A 17,340-nucleotide genomic window follows, 5' to 3' on the forward strand; every position below is an offset into this window, starting at 1 on the left:
GCTGATCCACAAGATTTGAAGGAGCAAATATGTCGAGAACTCTCGTGCTCGTGCGCCACGGCCAGAGCGAATGGAACCTGAAGAACCTATTTACCGGCTGGCGCGACGTCGACCTGACCGAACTGGGCCATGCCGAGGCCAAGTCGGCCGGCGCCAAGCTCAGGGCGCGCGGCATGAAGTTCGACATCGCCTTCACGTCGTCGCTGATCCGGGCGCAGAAGACCTGCCAGCATATTCTCGACGCCGTTGGCCAGAGCGACCTCGAGACCATTCGCGACCAGGCGCTGAACGAGCGCGACTATGGCGATCTCTCCGGCCTCAACAAGGATGATGCGCGCAAGAAATGGGGCGAGGAGCAGGTGCATGTCTGGCGCCGCTCCTATGACGTGCCGCCGCCCGGCGGTGAAAGCCTGAAGGACACCGGCGCGCGCGTCTGGCCCTATTACCTGCACGATCTGCAACCGCATGTGCTGCGCGGCGGCACCGTGCTGGTGGCGGCGCACGGCAATTCGCTGCGCGCGCTGATCATGGCGCTGGACGGCAAATCGGGCGAGGAGATCGTCAAGCTCGAGCTCGGCACCGGTGTGCCGATCATCTACACGCTCAACGCCGATTCCACGGTGGCGTCGAAGGAAGTGCTGGAGCATTGAGCCGGAGAAGGAACGCGGCTTTCAAAAAAGCGCGTTGACACTCATCCCTCGCCCGCTTAATGAGCGCGCACCAGCCCAGATGGCGGAATTGGTAGACGCGCACGGTTCAGGTCCGTGTTCCGCAAGGAGTGGAGGTTCGAGTCCTCTTCTGGGCACCAAATTCCCGTTTCGAACCGATTGATGCGGTTTCAGAGACCCAAGAAAAAGCCCGGTTTGCCGGGCTTTTTCTTGATCCAATGCTCTAAGCTGCCTACCGTCAGCCATGGTATCCACAAGATATCCAACAATTATCCGTCCGGGTTAGGCAGCGATCTGTCGTTGCGACAGCGCAGCAGCGGAAGGATTTGGCCCGAGATCACTCTGGTGATCTTCTGTTGCTTGGCGTTGGTTACGACGTTCATGCACGCACATCCGTAGCCGTGACCCGAACCAGGCACATTGGTCTCGACGAATTGCCGCTCGTCAAAGGCCGGCACATTGTCGATGCCCTTGGGATCCGGGCGTCCCTGCATCTGGATCCACCAATCCCCGTCACTGTCGGTCAGGACGAGGTTGCCGGGGGTCGGGCTGGAGTACCAGCCACAACGGCGCTCGGCATGGGCGGCTGCAGACAAGGACATGATAGCCAGGCAGACACAGATAGCGAACAGTGGGCGCATGAATATCTCCTCCCTGAAGTAGGTCAGGTCGTGCCGCCGATCCGTTGGCGCCGGGGACGCGCATGACTTTTGCGAGCCTTATGGCTTCAACTTCGTGTCCACATGTTCTTCGATCAATCCGCAATGAAGCGTCACGGGCGCCCTTTGGACGTTGCTGAGTGGACCGTCGATGAAATCGCAGCCGAGCAGATTGACCGAGCTGCTCTTGCGCGCCGACGCAACGTTGACGTTGACATCGGGAGGGCCGGCAAGCCAGTCGAGACGCTTTGCGTCGACCTTGGCGCCGCTGATGCGGGCGTGGCCGCCTGTGCCCGGTATCTCCACCTCTTCGTCGTGCGGTGTGAGATCGATCAGGCCGACTTCGTTGGCGTGCTTCGCGGCGCTCGGCTTGGGGTCGCCGTAATAGGAGGCGAAGACGACGATTCCCTCCTTTTCAGCCGCGAGCTTGGCGGCTGCTTTCTTGGACAGCGTGACGTTGACGTCGAAGCCCATGTCATCCTGGGCTGTTGCCGGCACGGCAGATGCCAGCAGCACAGATGCCGCAATCGCCATTGCGAGCGATGATCCGCAGCGTTTCACAATCCACCTCCTTCAAGTCCCCACGCAGTGATGATGCCCCTCGCATTGTTCATATCTGGCAGCGACGTCATGCTCGCCGCCGGCTTCATCATGATCAAATAAGTTGCAGCACGTGTCAGTTCGCGGCCGGAACGGGGCAACTCAGATCGCCTTCCTTGCAATTCAGGTAACCCTCGAAGGCTTTGACACGGGATTGCGTCAGGCCGTCCATGCATTGCGCGATGAGCATCGGTATTACGCTTCCTCCGGCCGATCCAGCAGTCTGAAAACTGCACTCCGCGTCGCGAAACTTGCCCCAATCCCGCTGTGCCTGAACAAGAAGCTTCTTGGTATCCGCATCGTCCTTCAGGCGGGCTTCGATCTGCTTGTAAAGCTCATTGAGCTTCTTGTCGGATTTCTGGAACTCGGCACCGAAGCACTGATTCATGGTGGCCTGATCCTTGGCATCGGCGCACTTGTCCTTGGCAAGGGCGAATGTCGGCGCAGCCAGAACCACGGCAGCAGTCAATATCGCTATTTTCATCGATTTCCCTTTCCGATTGCAGTCAAGCTCTTAAGTTGCTCAGCCCCGCCCTATGTTCTCGTCAGCTGTCCGTTATTGCCACGATCGGCCCATGGCCCGATTATCTGGTTTTCATTGGATCAGCTTTGCCACCTTCGGCGACCGTGACGTTGCCGACCTTTCCTGAGCCGGTCAGCGTGCCGCCCTCCTTGACCATGACTTCGCCGGAGACCTCTCCGTCAACGACAAGCAGTCCCGAGACGGAAACGTCACCGGTCAAAGAGCCGGTCACGTGCAACTCCGCTCCCGCCACCACTTCCGTCATGCCCGAATATTTGTTCTTGCCGCTCAGCGTCAGCTTGCCACCGGCAACAACGAGGCCGCCGCTGTCGCCGGCGTCATCAAAGTCCGCGATGGTTCCATCAAATTGCCCGTCGGCTGCTGTCAGGATCAGTCTGCCCGCGCCCAGATAGACCTCGCCTTTACCGCCAAGGTTGCGAATGGCCGTATCGTTCAGGGAGTGCGCCACTCCCCAGGGCTTCAGGTGGTTTCCTTTCTGATCGATGTTGAGCACACCGTCGACTATGACGCGCGAGGAATGCTCGATGCTGCCCGGCCCGGCCAGAGTAAGATAGCCATCGGCCGCGATGTGGGTTGTGCCCGTGTAGGTATTGGCCCCGGTCATGCGCACGTCCGCGTCCTTCTCGATCGTGAAGTCGCCGGCGCCGAAGATGTTCCCGGCCAATCCGAGCCATCCGTCGCTGCCCATTTCGCCGTTCACTCGGTTGAGCTGCACTTGATCCTTGACAGCCGCGTCTGTCGTAAAGTCGGCAGCGCTGACAAAATAGGGTGAATAGGCGGTTGTTTTGTTCTCCAGATCATACATCACGGAATTGGACTGAAAGAAGGGTAGGCCGACCCAAATTCCATGGCCTCTCTCCTCATCGCTTTGGCGATCGATAACGACATCGCTGTATTCCCTGTTGTTGAAACTATCGTCAAATCCAAAAAACTTGAAGTTTATTATGCCAGAACTGTATTTATCAATTTTAAAACCTTTCGACTTTAGCTTATTTAAAGTATCTTCATTCGTAATATGAACAAATGTCGCTGTTCCTGTATCCAATAAGACGGGTCCGCTGAAATCAACCGATTGCTTCTTTCCCTTATGGTCAAAAGAAATCGTATAACGGTAAGACCCTTCGTACTCATTGGATGCATTCGCGCCTGATCGCGGGAATCGTCTCTGGTAAGCCTGAAAATCCCCTTCGCCCCACGGCGTCAGGGCCGTAAACTGGGATCTCAGACTGGGGGACAAATTCAGCGTCAGGCACGGACCGCAGCCCGGTGTCGTCTTCCTTTTTCCAAGATTTGCATTGGCAGAGACCACATAGCCGCTTCGGGTTTGACCGCCGGGGGCACTGGTCTGGTCTCCTGGAAAGATAAAATCGGCGGCTCCAAAGATGCCGTAAAACGTCGTCGAACCACCGGGTTCGCCTTTCTGCATTCTCTCGCGCGCATTAAGATCCGCATAGACTGGCGTATCGCCGTATTGACCAACGGGCTTCTGCATCAATTTCACATCCTCGAGGTCGCCGAAACCCTTGGTGTAGACGTAATCCACCACCCGAGCAGCGCTAAAGCCGCCGTCGAAGGTTACGACAGGCTCCCACGCATCATCCGGATCGTAAAAAGACAGGCTGTCGAACCGTACCTGTTGTACCCAATCGCCATAGGTGCCGTCACCATAGGCGTACATTGCGGGCTTGCTGCCGGGCACCGGCTTTACGCCAGGGACGCTCGAATCGATCTCCGCGTTGAACTCATCCGACCCGGTGTCGAATTCGAACAGACGAGGCTTGGCACTATTGATGCCCACCATGATCCCGAGTTTGTGATAACCACCGTCGGTTCCGTATTCCCTGACGTGTTGCAATGGAATAAGTATCGGGCCGGCAGCCTGGACAGGGACGGTCTCTTCGGCCACCGCAGGTGCGGCATGTGATGTGTTCGCTGCCGGAACGGGGCAGCTCGGATCGCCTTCCTGGCATTTCAGGTAATCCTCGAAGTCTTTGACACGGGATTGCGTCAGGCTGTCCATGCACTGCGCGACGAGCATTGGCATTACACTTCCTCCGGCCGCTCCCACGGTCTGGAAACTGCACTCCGCGTCGCGAAATTTGACCCAATCGCGCTGTGCTTGAACAAAAAGCGTCTTGGTATCCACATCATCCTTCACGCGGGTTTCAATCTGCTTGTAAAGCTCGTTGAGCTTGTTGTCGGATTTCTTGGACGCGGCATCGGCGCACTCGTTCGCGGCTGCCTGATCCTTGGCGGCGTCGTAGCACTTGTCCTGGGCAAAAACGAAAGCCGGCATGGCCAGGACCATGGCAATGGTCAGCGTCGCGGTTTTCATCGGTTGACCTCTGTTTAGAACTGCCGGCCCGGTCGGCTGCTAGTTGGCATCGTCGTCGTTCGATCCGGCAGCGTCGTCGGTACTGTCATCCGTCGCATCGTCATCCGAGCTGTTGTCGTCAGTGTCGGTGTTGTTGTCGCCATCACCACCGTCCGTTGGGTCTGCATCGTCATTCTGATCGCTCGAATCGTCCTGATCGTCGGAACTATTGTTGTCAGTGCTGTCATCCGACGCATCGTTATCCGTACTATCGTCGTCAGTGTCGTCGTTCTGATCGCTCGGATCGTCCTGATCATCGGAACTTTTGTCATCGGCATCGGGAGGAGACGTTTCTGCGTCCTGACTGGCGTCCCCAGGCTGCGAGTCGTCCCCGCGATAGCTTGTGTCATTGAGGCCCGTCTCCATCTCCTCGTCATACTCATCGACGATCTGCGTCCATTCCTCTCGATTGTCGACGCTCGTCCATTGGGAGATATTGTTGACCGAGATGTTGGTGTTGAAGTTGTTGACGGTGATGTTGGTGTTGACCTCGACGACGTCTGTGACTTCTGTCCCGCGGTTCACGCCAAACAGGAAACTGGTGGCACTCGCGGCAAGGGCGGCCCAAACGAACCTATCGACATCGCGCGGCGTCGAAATCGGCTGATGCCGCACTGTGGCAAGCACATCACCCGGTCGGATGCCTTGCCGCGCGGCAACACCGTGGGGTGCAACGGCCAGGACATACACGCCGCGAAGCTTGGGCGGGATCTGGTAGCGGTGCCGAGAGGCGTGATTGATCGGTATCAGAACCGCGTTAAGAGCCCGGGAAACATAGGGTTTCGGCAGATCATATTTGCTGGCATACGCAACATTGATCGTGTGCGGGACAGCTACACTCACAACAGCCGTCATTTTCACTGAAGTTGCCAATGCACGGGCGAGCTGCATTATCAGTCTGGATTTTCGAACGGTTTGCATTTTGCACATCCTGCAGCTGATGATTGGAGTCGATCTCAGAGCCCCGGCGCCCCGGAGCGCTCACCAATCATTCTCCCCCTGCACCAACGGTCAGCGGCAATTTCCAGCGATCATCACCGTCGTTCCGTAACTTCCTCGGCAAAACACTTTGCCAGGTCTTGCGGCGCTCCGAGCTTCTTCGCCCAGGATACCAGTTCAGGTTTTTCCGACGGCTCGGCATAGCCGCCCCACACGTCGCGAAACTGCTTCTTTCCGTCGACTGTCTGGAAGAACATCACGCCGTCGTCGCTCACCGGCGTGGAGACGTAGGCGGCGCTCCAGCTGCCGCTCTCCATGATCGTGAAGAACTTTGCCTGAGCGGGCTTGAACTTATTGGTCATCGCCGAGACGACGAGAGGGGCATATTCCTGCTTGCGCGCCTTCGTCACTTCGACCTTTATACCGTCACAGGCGTTATTCGCAGCGAAAGCGGACGTCAGCGCCATTCCCAACCCCGCAAGGCCGACCATAACGATTTTGGCATGTCGCCGGACCAGGCCGCTGAATTCAGACATGATTGGCTTCCTCCTTGTTCGCCCCCGAGTCCGTTAATCGGAATCGTCATCGTCGGATGAATTGTCATCGTCCGGTGTATCGACCTCGCAGCCGATGCCGCGGCAGCCTTGGTAGTTGCCTTGCGTATCGAAGTTGGGATTGCCTTCTCTGTCGTACTGCGGTCTGTCGTCGATACTTTGATCCCCGTCATCAGGATCGTCGACTTTACATCCGAGCCCATGGCAGCCGATGTAACGGCCCCTGGTATCGAAGTTGGGATTGCCGTTCCTGTCGAACTGCGGCCGATAGTCAATCTGTCGGCCACCTTTATGGGGCCGATCAGCCAGGCAGCCCTTTCCGCGACAACCGCCGTAGTCGTCGGTGGTACAACCGGCGATCGCCATCAAAGCAGTGGCCAAGGTCGCACAGATTACGAATTTCATGATTCATTCCTCCGACTGGCTGGCGGCGGACATCGTCCATATCGGAAGCCCATTGCAGGTGGCGATCCCCGCTTTTGCCGCGAAGGCTGGCGCCAATCGGAGGAGGGCAAAGTTTCGCCGGCCATCAAACGAGAGCCAGGCTGTGGGCGATGCATTCGACGACTTCGCCGACGGTTGCCGTAGTCTCTTGCGTCGGGGCGAACGCTCCCGGCCGGGGCCGCCGCATTAGCGAGTGTCAATATTCCTCTCCATGCTTAGTGCCCCGTCCGCCCAAGCATGTTTCAACGATCCGCTGACGCGGCTGTGCTTCCAAGAAATGCATCCGTGTCAGCCTATGACAAGGACAAATCCCAATATCGCAGGATTGAATTTTGCAAATGCTTAATAATTCGGAATCAGCACGGGCTATCTTAGCAGATACTGAAATGTGACCAGCAGCAAGATTCCGGAATGCTTCCTTAGGTTTGTTCTCATTAAGCCGAGTTAGTACAAGCAATATTCTATGTTGTTGTGAATTTTGCGCCAGCTCTACAAAAAGGGCGCGACGAACCCACATCTTATACGATCGCCCCAATCGCGATCTATTGTGGTATTTTTTCGAACCCAGCCAACCCTTGCGAGGGCCGAAAGAAACGTGCCCCTTTGCCCGACTTTTCAACGCTGCGGAGTGCCAAATAGAGGCACAGTGGGGGCGGCACATCCCACAAAAGCTCGCAGAGGCGGCTGCGGCCGACCGGATGCGGCGCCAGCGCCAGATAGGCGAGCAGCGCACACAGCTTGCGCGATTTTGGGAGCCGGCTGATCGACCAGAACATCGCGCAAGGGCATTATCTCGGCGCGCTGATCGCGGCCGAACCGGCACTCGAACTGGTAGCGCCGGTGAGCATCAACATCGTGTGCTTTCGCTACCGCGCGGACGGACTGGGCGGGGAGCGCCTGAAAGCGCTCAATACCGAGATCATGCTGAGGCTGCAGGAAGAAGGCATCGCCGCCATTTCCGACACGACGGTGCATGGCCAGCATAGCCTCAGGGTGGCGATCAACAACCACCGCACCCGGCGCGACGATCTGGACCTGCTGGTGCGGGAGACCGTGCGGCTTGGACTGGAGATTTCAAGGCCTGGCGTGGCTCTTCCTTCTCCCCTTGTGGGAGAAGGTGGACGCGAAGCGGCCGGATGAGGGGTGTTCCAGCTTGATACTGACGGCACTCCGTCCGCACCCCTCAACCGTCTTGGCGCTGCGCGCCAATCCACCTTCTCCCACAAGGGGAGCAGGAAGAAAGAGCGGCGCTGGCCCCGACAATTGGTCGTCTGCAAGGCTACGCCTCGAGCCAGACCTTCTCGAAATGCTGCTCGAGCGATTGGTGCTGCTCGCAGCCATGCACGCCCTTGCGGTAGGTGCGGTAGACCGAGCGCCAGTAGGGCTGGATGATGACGCCGGAATCGCGCAGATTCTGTTCGATCTTGGCCATGAGCTCCTTGCGGGCGCCGGGATCGGGCATCGCCAGCGCCTTGTCGAGCAGACTGTCGAATTCCGGATCGGCGTAGGCGGTCTCGTTCCACGCGGCGCCAGACTTATAAGCGAGTGCCAGCACCTGGACGCCGAGCGGCCGGCCGAGCCATTCCGTGCAGGAGAAAGGATATTTGCTCCAGTCGTTCCAGAAGGTCGCGGCCGGCAGCACGGTGCGCTTGATCTTCAGCCCGGCCTCGCGCATCTGCGCAGCGATGGCGTCGCCGGAGCTCTTCTGCCAGTCGACGTCGACCGAGATGAGTTCGTATTCGTGGTCGGCCTTGCCGGCCTCGGCGAGCAGGGCCTTGGCTTGATCAATGTTGCGGACGGCCGGGCCGATATCGGCATATTCGGGATGCATCGGCCCGACATGATGGTTCTCGGCAGGCTTGCCGCGGTTGTCCATGCCGATCTTCAGCACGGCGGCGTTGTCGACGGCGAGCTGGGCGGCGCGGCGCACCTTGATGTCGTCATAGGGCGGATTGCCGATATTGAACCGCGCGACGATGGTCGAGCCGGTGGCGATTTCCGAATTGCTCAGGCCCATGGAGTCGGTCTGCGCAACCGTGTCGGAGGCGGTTTCGTGGTCGGTATCGATCTCGCCCGATTCGAAGGCCGACAGCATCGCATTGGGGTCGGAGCCGTAGTCCACCCATTTGATGCCGTCGAGGTAGAACTCGCCCTTCCACCATGGCTTATCTTTGCGGCGGACTTCGGCGCCGACCTCGGCATCCCATGCCACGAGTTCGCAAGGCCCGGTGGTGATCGCCAATGCCTTCAGCGGATCGCCGTCGCCTTCATAGCTGCGGTGCATGATCAGCGCCGGATAGTCGGCCATGCCGGCAATCAGTGAAATGTCGGGCTTGGGCAAATTGAGCCGCACGGTGACGTCGTCGACGCGTTCGATGCCGCCGTCGACGGCCTTCTTGGTGTCGGCGTTGACCAGTGCGCCCATGCGCGCGGCGACCGAATTGCCGGCGACGGACGCATCGCACCAGCGCGTCAGATTGTGGATCACGTCGTCGGCGTTGAAGGTGTCGCCGTTCGACCAGGTGATGCCCTTGCGGACATGCAGCGTCAGCACGCGGGCGTCGTCGCTGGTTTCCCAGCTCTCGAGCAGCCATGGCTCGAAGGTGAAGTCGCGCTTCCAGCGCACCAAATATTCGTTGCACTGGCGGGCGACGTTGGACATCTCGACGCCGTCGAAGGTGCGCGGATCCTTCCAGCCCTTGACGTTCATGGCGACACGCAAGATGCCGCCGCGCTTCGGCTCGTCGGCCCTGGCCGGTGACGGCGCAAGCCCGCCGAGCGCCAGCGCGCCGGTAGCGCTGACGCCGAGCGCAGCCATGGTGGCGAGATATTCGCGCCGGTTCATCTGGCCTTTCTTGAAGCCATCGGCGACGGGCTCGGCCTGCGGATGCAGTTTTCGATCGGTCAGCATGAACTTCATTGTCGTCATTCCCCTGTTGTTGGGCACCTCTGCCGATCGCCAAACGCGGGGGACGGATGCGATCGCCGGAGCGCCATTGCCTCGGGGATGATAGGGCGAGCTCCCGTGGGGGAGTGTTCGGACTTCCGCAGTTCTTGTGCGCTGTTCCGCAAACGGAAGGTCCCCCCTCACCCGGATTGCCAACCGAATTGCGAAGGGCAATTCGGGGCAATCCGACCTCTCCCCGAGGGGAAGGTGGACGCGAAGCGGCAGGATGAGGGGGCCTTCGCAACTTCAGTAAGGCCAGTCGCCTTTGCCGAGCGCGGCGATGGCCGCAATGACGCGGGCGAAGGCTTCACCGGCGCGCGGAACGGTTTTGCGGGCGCGCAGGAAACTGTGCACCAGACGCGGCTCCTCGCGCCACCAGGCGCGGCCGCCGGCGGCGAGGATGCGGTCGCGATAGGCCTCGCCGTTGGAGGACAGCGGATCGCACTCGGCCGTGATGATGAAGGTCGGCGGCAGGCCGGAGAAATTGCTGCCTCGGAGTGGCGAAAAGGTCGGATCGTCGGGCGACTGTGCCTTTGCGGAGCGCACGTTGCGATAGAATTCGATATCGCGCAACGTCAGCAGCGGCGCTTCGGCGTGCTCGACACAGGAGCCGGCGCTCTCTTTGCCAACTGGTTCCGAGCCGCCGAGCTCGGGATAGATCAGCACCTGGCCGATCGCATGGCGAGGATGGCGGTGTGTCGCCTGTGCCACCGCAGCGGCCAGATTGCCGCCGGCGCTTTCGCCGCAGAGCACTATCGGCAGGCCGGCCGTCGCCGTCGCCCATTCGAATACGGCCAGCGCATCGTCGAAGGCGGCCGGATGCAGATGCTCGGGCGCCAGCCGGTAATCGGCGGACAGCACGGCAAAGCCGGTGCCGGCGCATATCTCGGCGCAGATGTCGTCATGGCTGTCGAGGCCGCCAAGGACGAAGCCGCCGCCGTGATAATAGACAACCATCGCCTGCGGCGCCGTGCCCGCCATCTGGTAACGCCGGACCGGGATCGCACGGTCGCCGGCAGGAACCGCGCTGTCGCTGGCCTTGACGCCGGGTGGGTAGGGCTCGCGAAACGCCCGGCACATGGCGTCATAGACCGCCCGCTGCCTTTCGATCGGCATGAAAGCGATTTCGGGCGGATACCAGTCGTTGACCCGGTCGATATAGGCCCACAGCTCCGGATCGAGCAGCGTCTGGTATTTTCCGCGGTCTTTTATTTCGGGTCGATCGGCCTCGGTGACCATCGCTGCGCGATCCCGCTCAGAGCTCGGCATAGAGGCGGGCGGCGTTTTCATAGCTGAAACGCAGCGGCACCGAGCCCTCGACCTGCCAGGCTTCGACCGTCTCGCCTGCCAGCAGCCGGCAGGCGCCGTCGGTGGTGGTGACGGCACCGCCATAGAGCCGGTTGGCAAGGTTGAGGATGGCCGTCTGGTGCATCGCCGTGCTGCCACTGCCGCAGGCATCCTTGACCAGCAGCACTCGAAACCCGAGCGCCACCGCATCCTTGACGGTGGCATCGATGCAGGCCTCGGTCCAGACGCCGGCAACGACCAGCCACTCGATGCCATCGGCCTTCAACCGTTCGGCGGCAGGCCCCGCGCGGAAGGCGCTGGCATCGGTCTTGACCAGCATCATCTCGCCTGGCGCCGGGCCTACTTCCGCGCAGATGGCAGTCAGCGGATCGTCCTTGTCGGAAAATGCCGACTTGCCGCTGGCCTCGACCGGGTGGAACGGCCGCGCCGTTGCGAGATCGACGATATAGGCCCAGTGATACAAAGGCACATGATTGGCCCGTGCTGCTGTCTGCAGGCGCTGGACGTTGGCGAGGATGTCGCCATAGCCTTCGACCAGATAGCGCTTGTCCCGCCGATGCTCCTCCTGGAGATCGATAAACACCGCCGCCGCCTTGCCGCGCTTGATCGAGATCGGGCTTTTCATTCGAAACTGCCTGTCAGCACTCAAACCTGCCTGTCAAGGAAATCGTCCTCATAAGGAAAGCGCGACAGGAGTTCGGTGCCGGTTTCGGTGATCAGGATCTCGTCCTCCAGCTTGACGCCCTCGCGGCCGCCTTTCTCGCCGATATAGCTTTCGACGCTGACCACCATGCCCGGCACGACAAAACCGTCGCGGCCATAGGTTTCATAATCCATGGCGTGCGCGATGAACGGCGTCTCGCCATGCATGCCGACGCCGTGCATGACCGAGGTATAGCGCTGGTCGACGAAGCGGTCGGGAATTTTCCAGGCCTTTTCGGCAATCTCGCGAAATGCCGTGCCCGGCTTGACGACCCCGATATTGTGCTGAACCTGGTCGTGCGCCATGCGGTAGAGCGACTTCTGATAATCCGTCGGCTTGCCCGGTCCGCAACGGAAGGTGCGCGAAAAGTCCGAATAATAGCCGTAGCAGCCGATCGTATCGGTATCGAGCGCCAAGAGTTCGCCCGGCCTGATCTTGCGGCCGCTCGCCTCGTTGAACCAAGGATTGGTGCGCTGGCCCGAGGTCAGCAGCCGGGTCTCGATGAACTCGCCGCCTTGCCGGATCACCTCACCATACATGATGGCGAACAGCTCGTTTTCGGAAACGCCAGGCTTGATCGCCTCGCGCACCGCATAGACCGCAGCCTCGGCACCAGCCATCGACACCTGCAGGCATTTTACTTCCTCGGGCGTCTTGACCGCGCGCACCGCCAAAATCTCGCCCTGGCAATCCCGCACCTCGCAGCCGCGCTTTTCGAGCGCCAGGGCCTGCAGATGGCTGCAGCGGTCGAGGCCGAGCTTCATCGAGCCGCCGCCATGCGCCTTGAGCAAATCGGCGATCTCGTCGGCGAAGGGACCGGCGGTCTCGTCGTCGCGGCCCGACACCGATGACCAGACCAGCTTGGACGGACGCGCCTCGTCGATCGTGTCGAGCACCATCGAGACATGGTAGCTCTGCGGATATTCGAACAACACGATCGGCCCTTCGGTGGGGATGAAGAAGTAGCGCGTCGAGTTGCGCAGGAAATAGCCGAACATGTTGCGCGAGCCGGTGGCGTAGCGCTGGTTGTAGGGGTCGAACAAAACGACGCCGCCATAGCCGGCCTCGCGCATCCAGGCGCGCAGCCTGGCCAGCCGGCCCTTGCGCAGCGCGTCGGCGTCGATGAAGGACGGCTCGGTGTCCGACAGCCACATGCCGCCGGCCGGATCCGCCGCCGCCGGATGGCGCATGCGGTCCTTGAAGTCGACATCCTCGGTGCTGTCGGGGTCAAAAACGACAATGCTCATGGGGTGCCTCCTGGAAGCGGGGAAGATGAGCCATACGTCGTTCAGAGGCTGTGCGCGATACCGCAGATGTTGTGCGAAATACCGCTTGAAGTCGTTCCGTAGCGTTCTACGGCGCCCCCCTCTGTCCTGCCGGACATCTCCCCCTCAAGGGGGGAGATCGGCTCGTCATCGCCGCTTTCGTGAATTTCCACCGTCGCAGGAGGAGCGGAGCATCGAAGCTGCCAATCTCCCCCTTGAGGGGGAGATGCCCGGTAGGGCAGAGGGGGGCGCTGTCCCGCCAACATCCGAAATACCTAATGCCTCCGCATCACCTTCGGCGCATGGCCATGCTCCTCCCGAAACGCCCGCGCAAAACTCGACATCGAGGCGAAGCCGCAGGCCAGCGCCACGTCGCGCACCATCAGCGTCGAATGCGCCAGGAGGTCGGCAGCGCGTTTCAGCCTGAGGCGGCGGTAATAGCCGTTGGGCGAGATGCTGAGCTCGGAGCGAAAATTGCGCTCGAGCTTGTCGGAGGAGACGCCGAGCCTGGCGGCAAGGTCCGTCATGCCGAGCCGCTCCTCCACCGCATCCTCCATGATGGCGATGGCCGACAGCACCAGTTCGTTCTGCACGCCGGTGCGCAAGCGCAGCGGCATCAGCTTGCGGTCGACGCTGGAGCGCAGCGGGCTGTGCACGAACCACTCGGCGACGCCGGCCGCCAGCTCGGCGCCGTAATCGCTGGTGATGATCTCCAGCATCATGTCGAGGCTGCCGACGCCACCGGCCGAAGTGAAGCGCTTGCGGTCGATGACATAGAGATCGCGCCTCAGCTCGATATCCGGAAACGCTTCGGTGAAGGCAGCCTGGCTGGTCCAGTGCAAGGTGCAGGCATGACCGTCGAGCAGGCCGGCCCGAGCCAGGAAGAAGGCGGCATCCGCCACCGCACCGATATGGGCGCCGTCGCGCAGGCTCCTGCGGATCCAGCTCACCGCATCGTGTGCGACGAGATGATCGGCATCGCCGCCCGAGCAGACGACGACGCGATCGACCTTCGGCGCGTCATGGGCGGCAAAGCCGGGCTGGATGATGACGCCGTTCGAGGCCTCCACCCGGCCTTCGGCGGCGCCGACGATGATCCAGCGGTAGCAGTCCCGCTTGGCCAGCACGTTCGCCGCGCGCAGCGGCTCGATCACCGAGCTGAACGCCATCATCGGAAAGCCTGGGAAGACCAGGATGGCGAAGGTGAGGGGGGTATCGCTTGCCGTCGGTTGGTTGCGTTGTCGGTTGTTCATAGCTTCCGGAGCCAGGCAGCAAGGTGGATCAGGAAGCTACAATTCTGCCAGATGGCGCCAAGGTCAACGGAATAGAATGTAAGACACATGGATATGGGTGCAGAATAAGCGCCGCTCGTTCGCGATCCTTCACGCCCCCTCTGTCCTGCCGGACATCTCCCCCACAAGCGGGGAGATCGGCAGCTTCGCCGTCCCGTCCGTGTTTCAGCGTTGGAGGTTGGCGAAAGCGCAAGATGACGGCCAAATTCCCCCCTCGTGGCCGAGATGCCCGGTAGGGCAGAGGGGGCACTGTCCTGCCGACGTCTCGTAGGTTCTTGTTGGCGGGCTCAGCTCGCCAGCGCCTGATCCAGATCCGCGATCAGATCGTCGCCATCCTCGATCCCGGCCGACAGCCTTACCAGCGAATCCGAAATCCCGATCTCGGCGCGTTTTTTCGCCGGGATCGAGCCGTGCGTCATCAGCGCCGGGTGCTCGATCAGGCTTTCGACGCCGCCGAGGCTTTCGGCCAGCGTGAACAGTTGCGTATGTTCGAGGAAGCGTTTGGTGCCGGCGAGGTCGCGGTCGAGCTCGACCGTGATCATGCCGCCGAAGGCGTGCATCTGCCGCCTGGCGATGGCGTGCTGCGGGTGGCTGGGCAGGCCGGGATAGATGACACGGCGGATGTCGGGACGGCTTTCCAGCCAGTGCGCGATCTTCTGGCCGTTCGACGAATGACGCTCCATCCTCAGCGCCAGCGTCTTCAGTCCGCGCAGCGCCAGGAAACTGTCGAACGGCCCGGAAATGGCGCCGATGGCGTTCTGCAGAAATTTCAGCCGGTCAGCGAGATCCTTGTTGTCGCCGACCACGGCGACGCCGCCGACCATGTCGGAATGGCCGTTGAGGTATTTTGTCGTCGAATGGACCACGATGTCGATGCCGAGCTCCAGCGGCCGCTGCAGATAGGGGCTGCAGAAAGTGTTGTCGGCGACTGAGAGCACGCCTTTGCGCCTGGCAAGTGCTGCGACGCCTTCGAGGTCGACGACACGCAGCAGCGGGTTGGTCGGCGTCTCGACCCAGAGCATTTTGGTTTCCGGGCGGATCGCCGCCTCGACCGCGGCAAGATCGGTGAAGTCAACGAAGTCGACCTGGAGGTTGGCGGAGCGCTTGCGCACCCGCTCGAGCAGCCGAAACGTGCCGCCATAGATGTCGTCGGTGGCGACGATGTGGGCGCCGGAATCGAGCAGTTCGAAAATAGTGGCGATCGCTGCCAGCCCCGAAGCGAAGGCGAAGGCGGCTGTGCCGCTTTCGAGATCGGCCACAGCGCGTTCGAAGGCGAAGCGGGTCGGGTTCTGGCTGCGGGCATATTCAAAGCCCTTGTGCACGCCCGGGCTCTGCTGACCGTAGGTCGAAGTGGCATAGATCGGTACCATCACCGCGCCCGTCGTCGGGTCGTGGCTCTGGCCGCCATGGATGGTGCGCGTCGAAAAGGCGAGGCGGTTTTTGCCCGATACGGTGGCTTTGACGGTCATCGGGCGCGCCTCAGATGGTTGATCAGGTCGATGCGTGTTATCAGCCCGATGAATTCGTCGCCGTCGAAGACGATGGCGACCTCGTTGCGATCAAACACCGGCAGCAACGCGTCCAGCGTCTGGCTGGCTTGCAGCGTGTGCAGGGTAGAGGTCATGGCCGTACTGACCGGAGCCTTGAAGCGGTCCCAGCGGCTGTCATAGGGGCCTTCGACCTTGGCGAGGATATCGCTTTCGTCGATGATGCCGACGAGCTTGCCCTCGTCCAGCACCGGCAGCTGCGAAACATCCGAGCGGCGCATGCGGCCATAGGCGTTGAGCAGGCTTTCGTCCGGACCGACATACACGGTGTCACCGGTGCGGTGCGAACGCATCACCAGATCGCGCAAATCGCCATGCTGCTCCTGCTCGGCAAGGCCCTGCTCGGCCAGCCAGAAGTCGTCGAACACTTTCGACAGATACTTGTTGCCGCTGTCGCAGACGAAGGTGACGACGCGCTTCGGCACGGTCTGCTCGCGGCAATAGCGGAGCGCTGCCGAAAGCAGCGTGCCGGACGACGAGCCGGCGAGGATGCCTTCCTTCGAAAGCAGGTCGCGCACCGCCAGCATGCTCTGCTTGTCGGGGATGGAATAGGCCTTCCTGACCAGCGACAGATCGGCATTGGGCGGGACGAAATCCTCGCCGATGCCTTCGACGGTCCAGCTCCCGGCCTCTATCATCTTGCCGGTCTTGATCAACGGCGCCAGCACCGAGCCGACCGGATCGGCCAAAATCATCTCGGTCTTCGGCGAGACCTTTGCGAAATAGCGGCCAAGCCCGGTCAGCGTGCCGCCGGAGCCGACACCGACGACAACCGCATCTACGTCGCCTTCGAGCTGTTGGAAGATTTCCGGTCCGGTCGTGGTTTCATGAGCCAGCGGATTGGCCGGATTGGCAAACTGGTTGGCATAGAAGGCGCCGGGCAGCTCGGCGGCGATCTTTTCGGCCATGTCCTGATAATATTCGGCATGACCCTTGCCGACATCGGAACGCGTCATCCGCACCTCCGCGCCGAGCGCCCGCAAATGCTGGATCTTTTCGCGCGACATCTTGTCGGGGACGACCAGGATGATGCGGTAGCCCTTGGGGATGCCGACCTGGGCGAGACCAAGACCGGTGTTGCCGGCGGTCGCCTCCACAATCGTCCCGCCGCGCTTCAGTTTGCCCTGTTTTTCGGCGGCGGCAATCATCGACAGCGCGATGCGGTCCTTGATCGAGCCGCCGGGATTCTGGCTTTCGAGCTTGATGAACAGCCGGCACTTGCCGATGTCGAATTTGGTCAGCTCGACGACCGGCGTCTGCCCGATCAGGTCGAGAACCGAGGCATAAGGCGGGCGCAGGCGGGACGATGCATCGTCCGGTGCCACGATCTTGTGCTTGCTCATGTCAGATGCTCCGTTGCCAGAATGAGCAACCGCCCTGGAAGACGGCAACCTACCGTCTTTTCCAGCCGTTTGCAGTTGGAAAGAAGATAGATCGTGCCAATCCGGCCGCCAGCAGGGGAATGGAATTTCGCGAAAGCTTCGTCGGCCTGCAGG

At 61.1% G+C, this 17,340-nt stretch carries 16 protein-coding genes and 1 tRNA gene; 3 read left to right on the plus strand and 14 right to left on the minus strand.

Annotation, left to right across the window (positions count from 1 at the left end):
• Positions 1-29: 29 nt before the first annotated feature.
• Both NKH93_RS20600 and NKH93_RS20605 read left to right on the plus strand, forming a co-directional pair.
• On the plus strand, positions 30-650 hold the full coding sequence (locus tag NKH93_RS20600; RefSeq protein ID WP_352473555.1) for a 2,3-bisphosphoglycerate-dependent phosphoglycerate mutase: 621 nt from the start codon (positions 30-32) through the stop codon (positions 648-650).
• Positions 651-723: 73 nt separating this feature from the next.
• Positions 724-808, plus strand: a tRNA-Leu gene (locus NKH93_RS20605).
• Between the two features lie 129 nt (positions 809-937).
• Here the strand turns inward: NKH93_RS20605 and NKH93_RS20610 are convergent.
• The 7 genes from NKH93_RS20610 to NKH93_RS20640 all read right to left on the minus strand — a co-directional run bounded on the left by NKH93_RS20610 (position 938) and on the right by NKH93_RS20640 (position 6,743).
• On the minus strand, positions 938-1,309 hold the full coding sequence (locus NKH93_RS20610; protein ID WP_352473554.1) for a DUF4087 domain-containing protein: 372 nt from the start codon (positions 1,307-1,309) through the stop codon (positions 938-940).
• Positions 1,310-1,387: 78 nt separating this feature from the next.
• The gene (locus NKH93_RS20615; protein ID WP_352614725.1) at positions 1,388-1,888 is read right to left on the minus strand and encodes a hypothetical protein; all 501 of its coding nucleotides are present in this window, start codon (positions 1,886-1,888) and stop codon (positions 1,388-1,390) included.
• A 115-nt stretch (positions 1,889-2,003) separates the two neighbouring features.
• A complete protein-coding gene (locus tag NKH93_RS20620) occupies positions 2,004-2,411 on the minus strand; it encodes a lysozyme inhibitor LprI family protein (protein WP_352473552.1) in 408 nt (135 codons plus the stop codon).
• A gap of 100 nt (positions 2,412-2,511) precedes the next feature.
• Positions 2,512-4,806 carry a lysozyme inhibitor LprI family protein gene (locus NKH93_RS20625; protein WP_352822452.1) on the minus strand — a complete coding sequence of 765 codons (2,295 nt, stop codon included), beginning with the start codon at positions 4,804-4,806 and terminating at the stop codon, positions 2,512-2,514.
• Positions 4,807-4,845: 39 nt separating this feature from the next.
• A complete protein-coding gene (locus NKH93_RS20630) occupies positions 4,846-5,766 on the minus strand; it encodes a Do family serine endopeptidase (RefSeq protein ID WP_352473550.1) in 921 nt (306 codons plus the stop codon).
• Between the two features lie 113 nt (positions 5,767-5,879).
• Entirely contained in the window at positions 5,880-6,320 is a 441-nt protein-coding gene (locus NKH93_RS20635; protein WP_352473549.1) for a hypothetical protein, read from the minus strand.
• A gap of 33 nt (positions 6,321-6,353) precedes the next feature.
• Positions 6,354-6,743, minus strand: coding sequence for a hypothetical protein (locus NKH93_RS20640; RefSeq protein WP_352971684.1), 390 nt, complete (start codon positions 6,741-6,743; stop codon positions 6,354-6,356).
• 777 nt (positions 6,744-7,520) lie between these two features.
• On the opposite strand from NKH93_RS20640, the gene NKH93_RS20645 reads away from it, so the two are divergent.
• Positions 7,521-7,922 (plus strand): hypothetical protein, encoded by a 402-nt coding sequence (locus NKH93_RS20645; RefSeq protein ID WP_352683973.1) that lies wholly within the window; start codon positions 7,521-7,523, stop codon positions 7,920-7,922.
• 139 nt (positions 7,923-8,061) lie between these two features.
• On the opposite strand, the gene NKH93_RS20650 is transcribed toward NKH93_RS20645, so the two are convergent.
• The 7 genes from NKH93_RS20650 to NKH93_RS20680 form a co-directional block, all read right to left on the minus strand.
• Positions 8,062-9,702 carry an ABC transporter substrate-binding protein gene (locus NKH93_RS20650; protein ID WP_352770178.1) on the minus strand — a complete coding sequence of 547 codons (1,641 nt, stop codon included), beginning with the start codon at positions 9,700-9,702 and terminating at the stop codon, positions 8,062-8,064.
• Positions 9,703-9,975: 273 nt separating this feature from the next.
• On the minus strand, positions 9,976-10,968 hold the full coding sequence (locus NKH93_RS20655; RefSeq protein WP_352971687.1) for an alpha/beta hydrolase: 993 nt from the start codon (positions 10,966-10,968) through the stop codon (positions 9,976-9,978).
• A 16-nt stretch (positions 10,969-10,984) separates the two neighbouring features.
• Positions 10,985-11,662: an isochorismatase family protein gene (locus NKH93_RS20660; protein ID WP_352770173.1), complete on the minus strand. Its 678-nt coding sequence runs from the start codon at positions 11,660-11,662 to the stop codon at positions 10,985-10,987.
• 20 nt (positions 11,663-11,682) lie between these two features.
• A complete protein-coding gene (locus NKH93_RS20665; RefSeq protein ID WP_352971690.1) occupies positions 11,683-12,987 on the minus strand; it encodes a M24 family metallopeptidase in 1,305 nt (434 codons plus the stop codon).
• Positions 12,988-13,280: 293 nt separating this feature from the next.
• On the minus strand, positions 13,281-14,258 hold the full coding sequence (locus tag NKH93_RS20670) for a GlxA family transcriptional regulator (protein WP_352971693.1): 978 nt from the start codon (positions 14,256-14,258) through the stop codon (positions 13,281-13,283).
• A gap of 326 nt (positions 14,259-14,584) precedes the next feature.
• Entirely contained in the window at positions 14,585-15,766 is a 1,182-nt protein-coding gene (locus NKH93_RS20675; protein ID WP_352458589.1) for a cystathionine gamma-synthase, read from the minus strand.
• Positions 15,763-17,187 (minus strand): pyridoxal-phosphate dependent enzyme, encoded by a 1,425-nt coding sequence (locus NKH93_RS20680; RefSeq protein ID WP_352473972.1) that lies wholly within the window; start codon positions 17,185-17,187, stop codon positions 15,763-15,765. Before NKH93_RS20680 ends, NKH93_RS20675 begins: the two co-directional genes overlap by 4 nt.
• Between the last annotated feature and the right edge of the window lie 153 nt (positions 17,188-17,340).

The organism is Mesorhizobium sp. M0954 (assembly GCF_040319155.1).
In the GTDB taxonomy this organism is placed as follows: domain Bacteria; phylum Pseudomonadota; class Alphaproteobacteria; order Rhizobiales; family Rhizobiaceae; genus Mesorhizobium.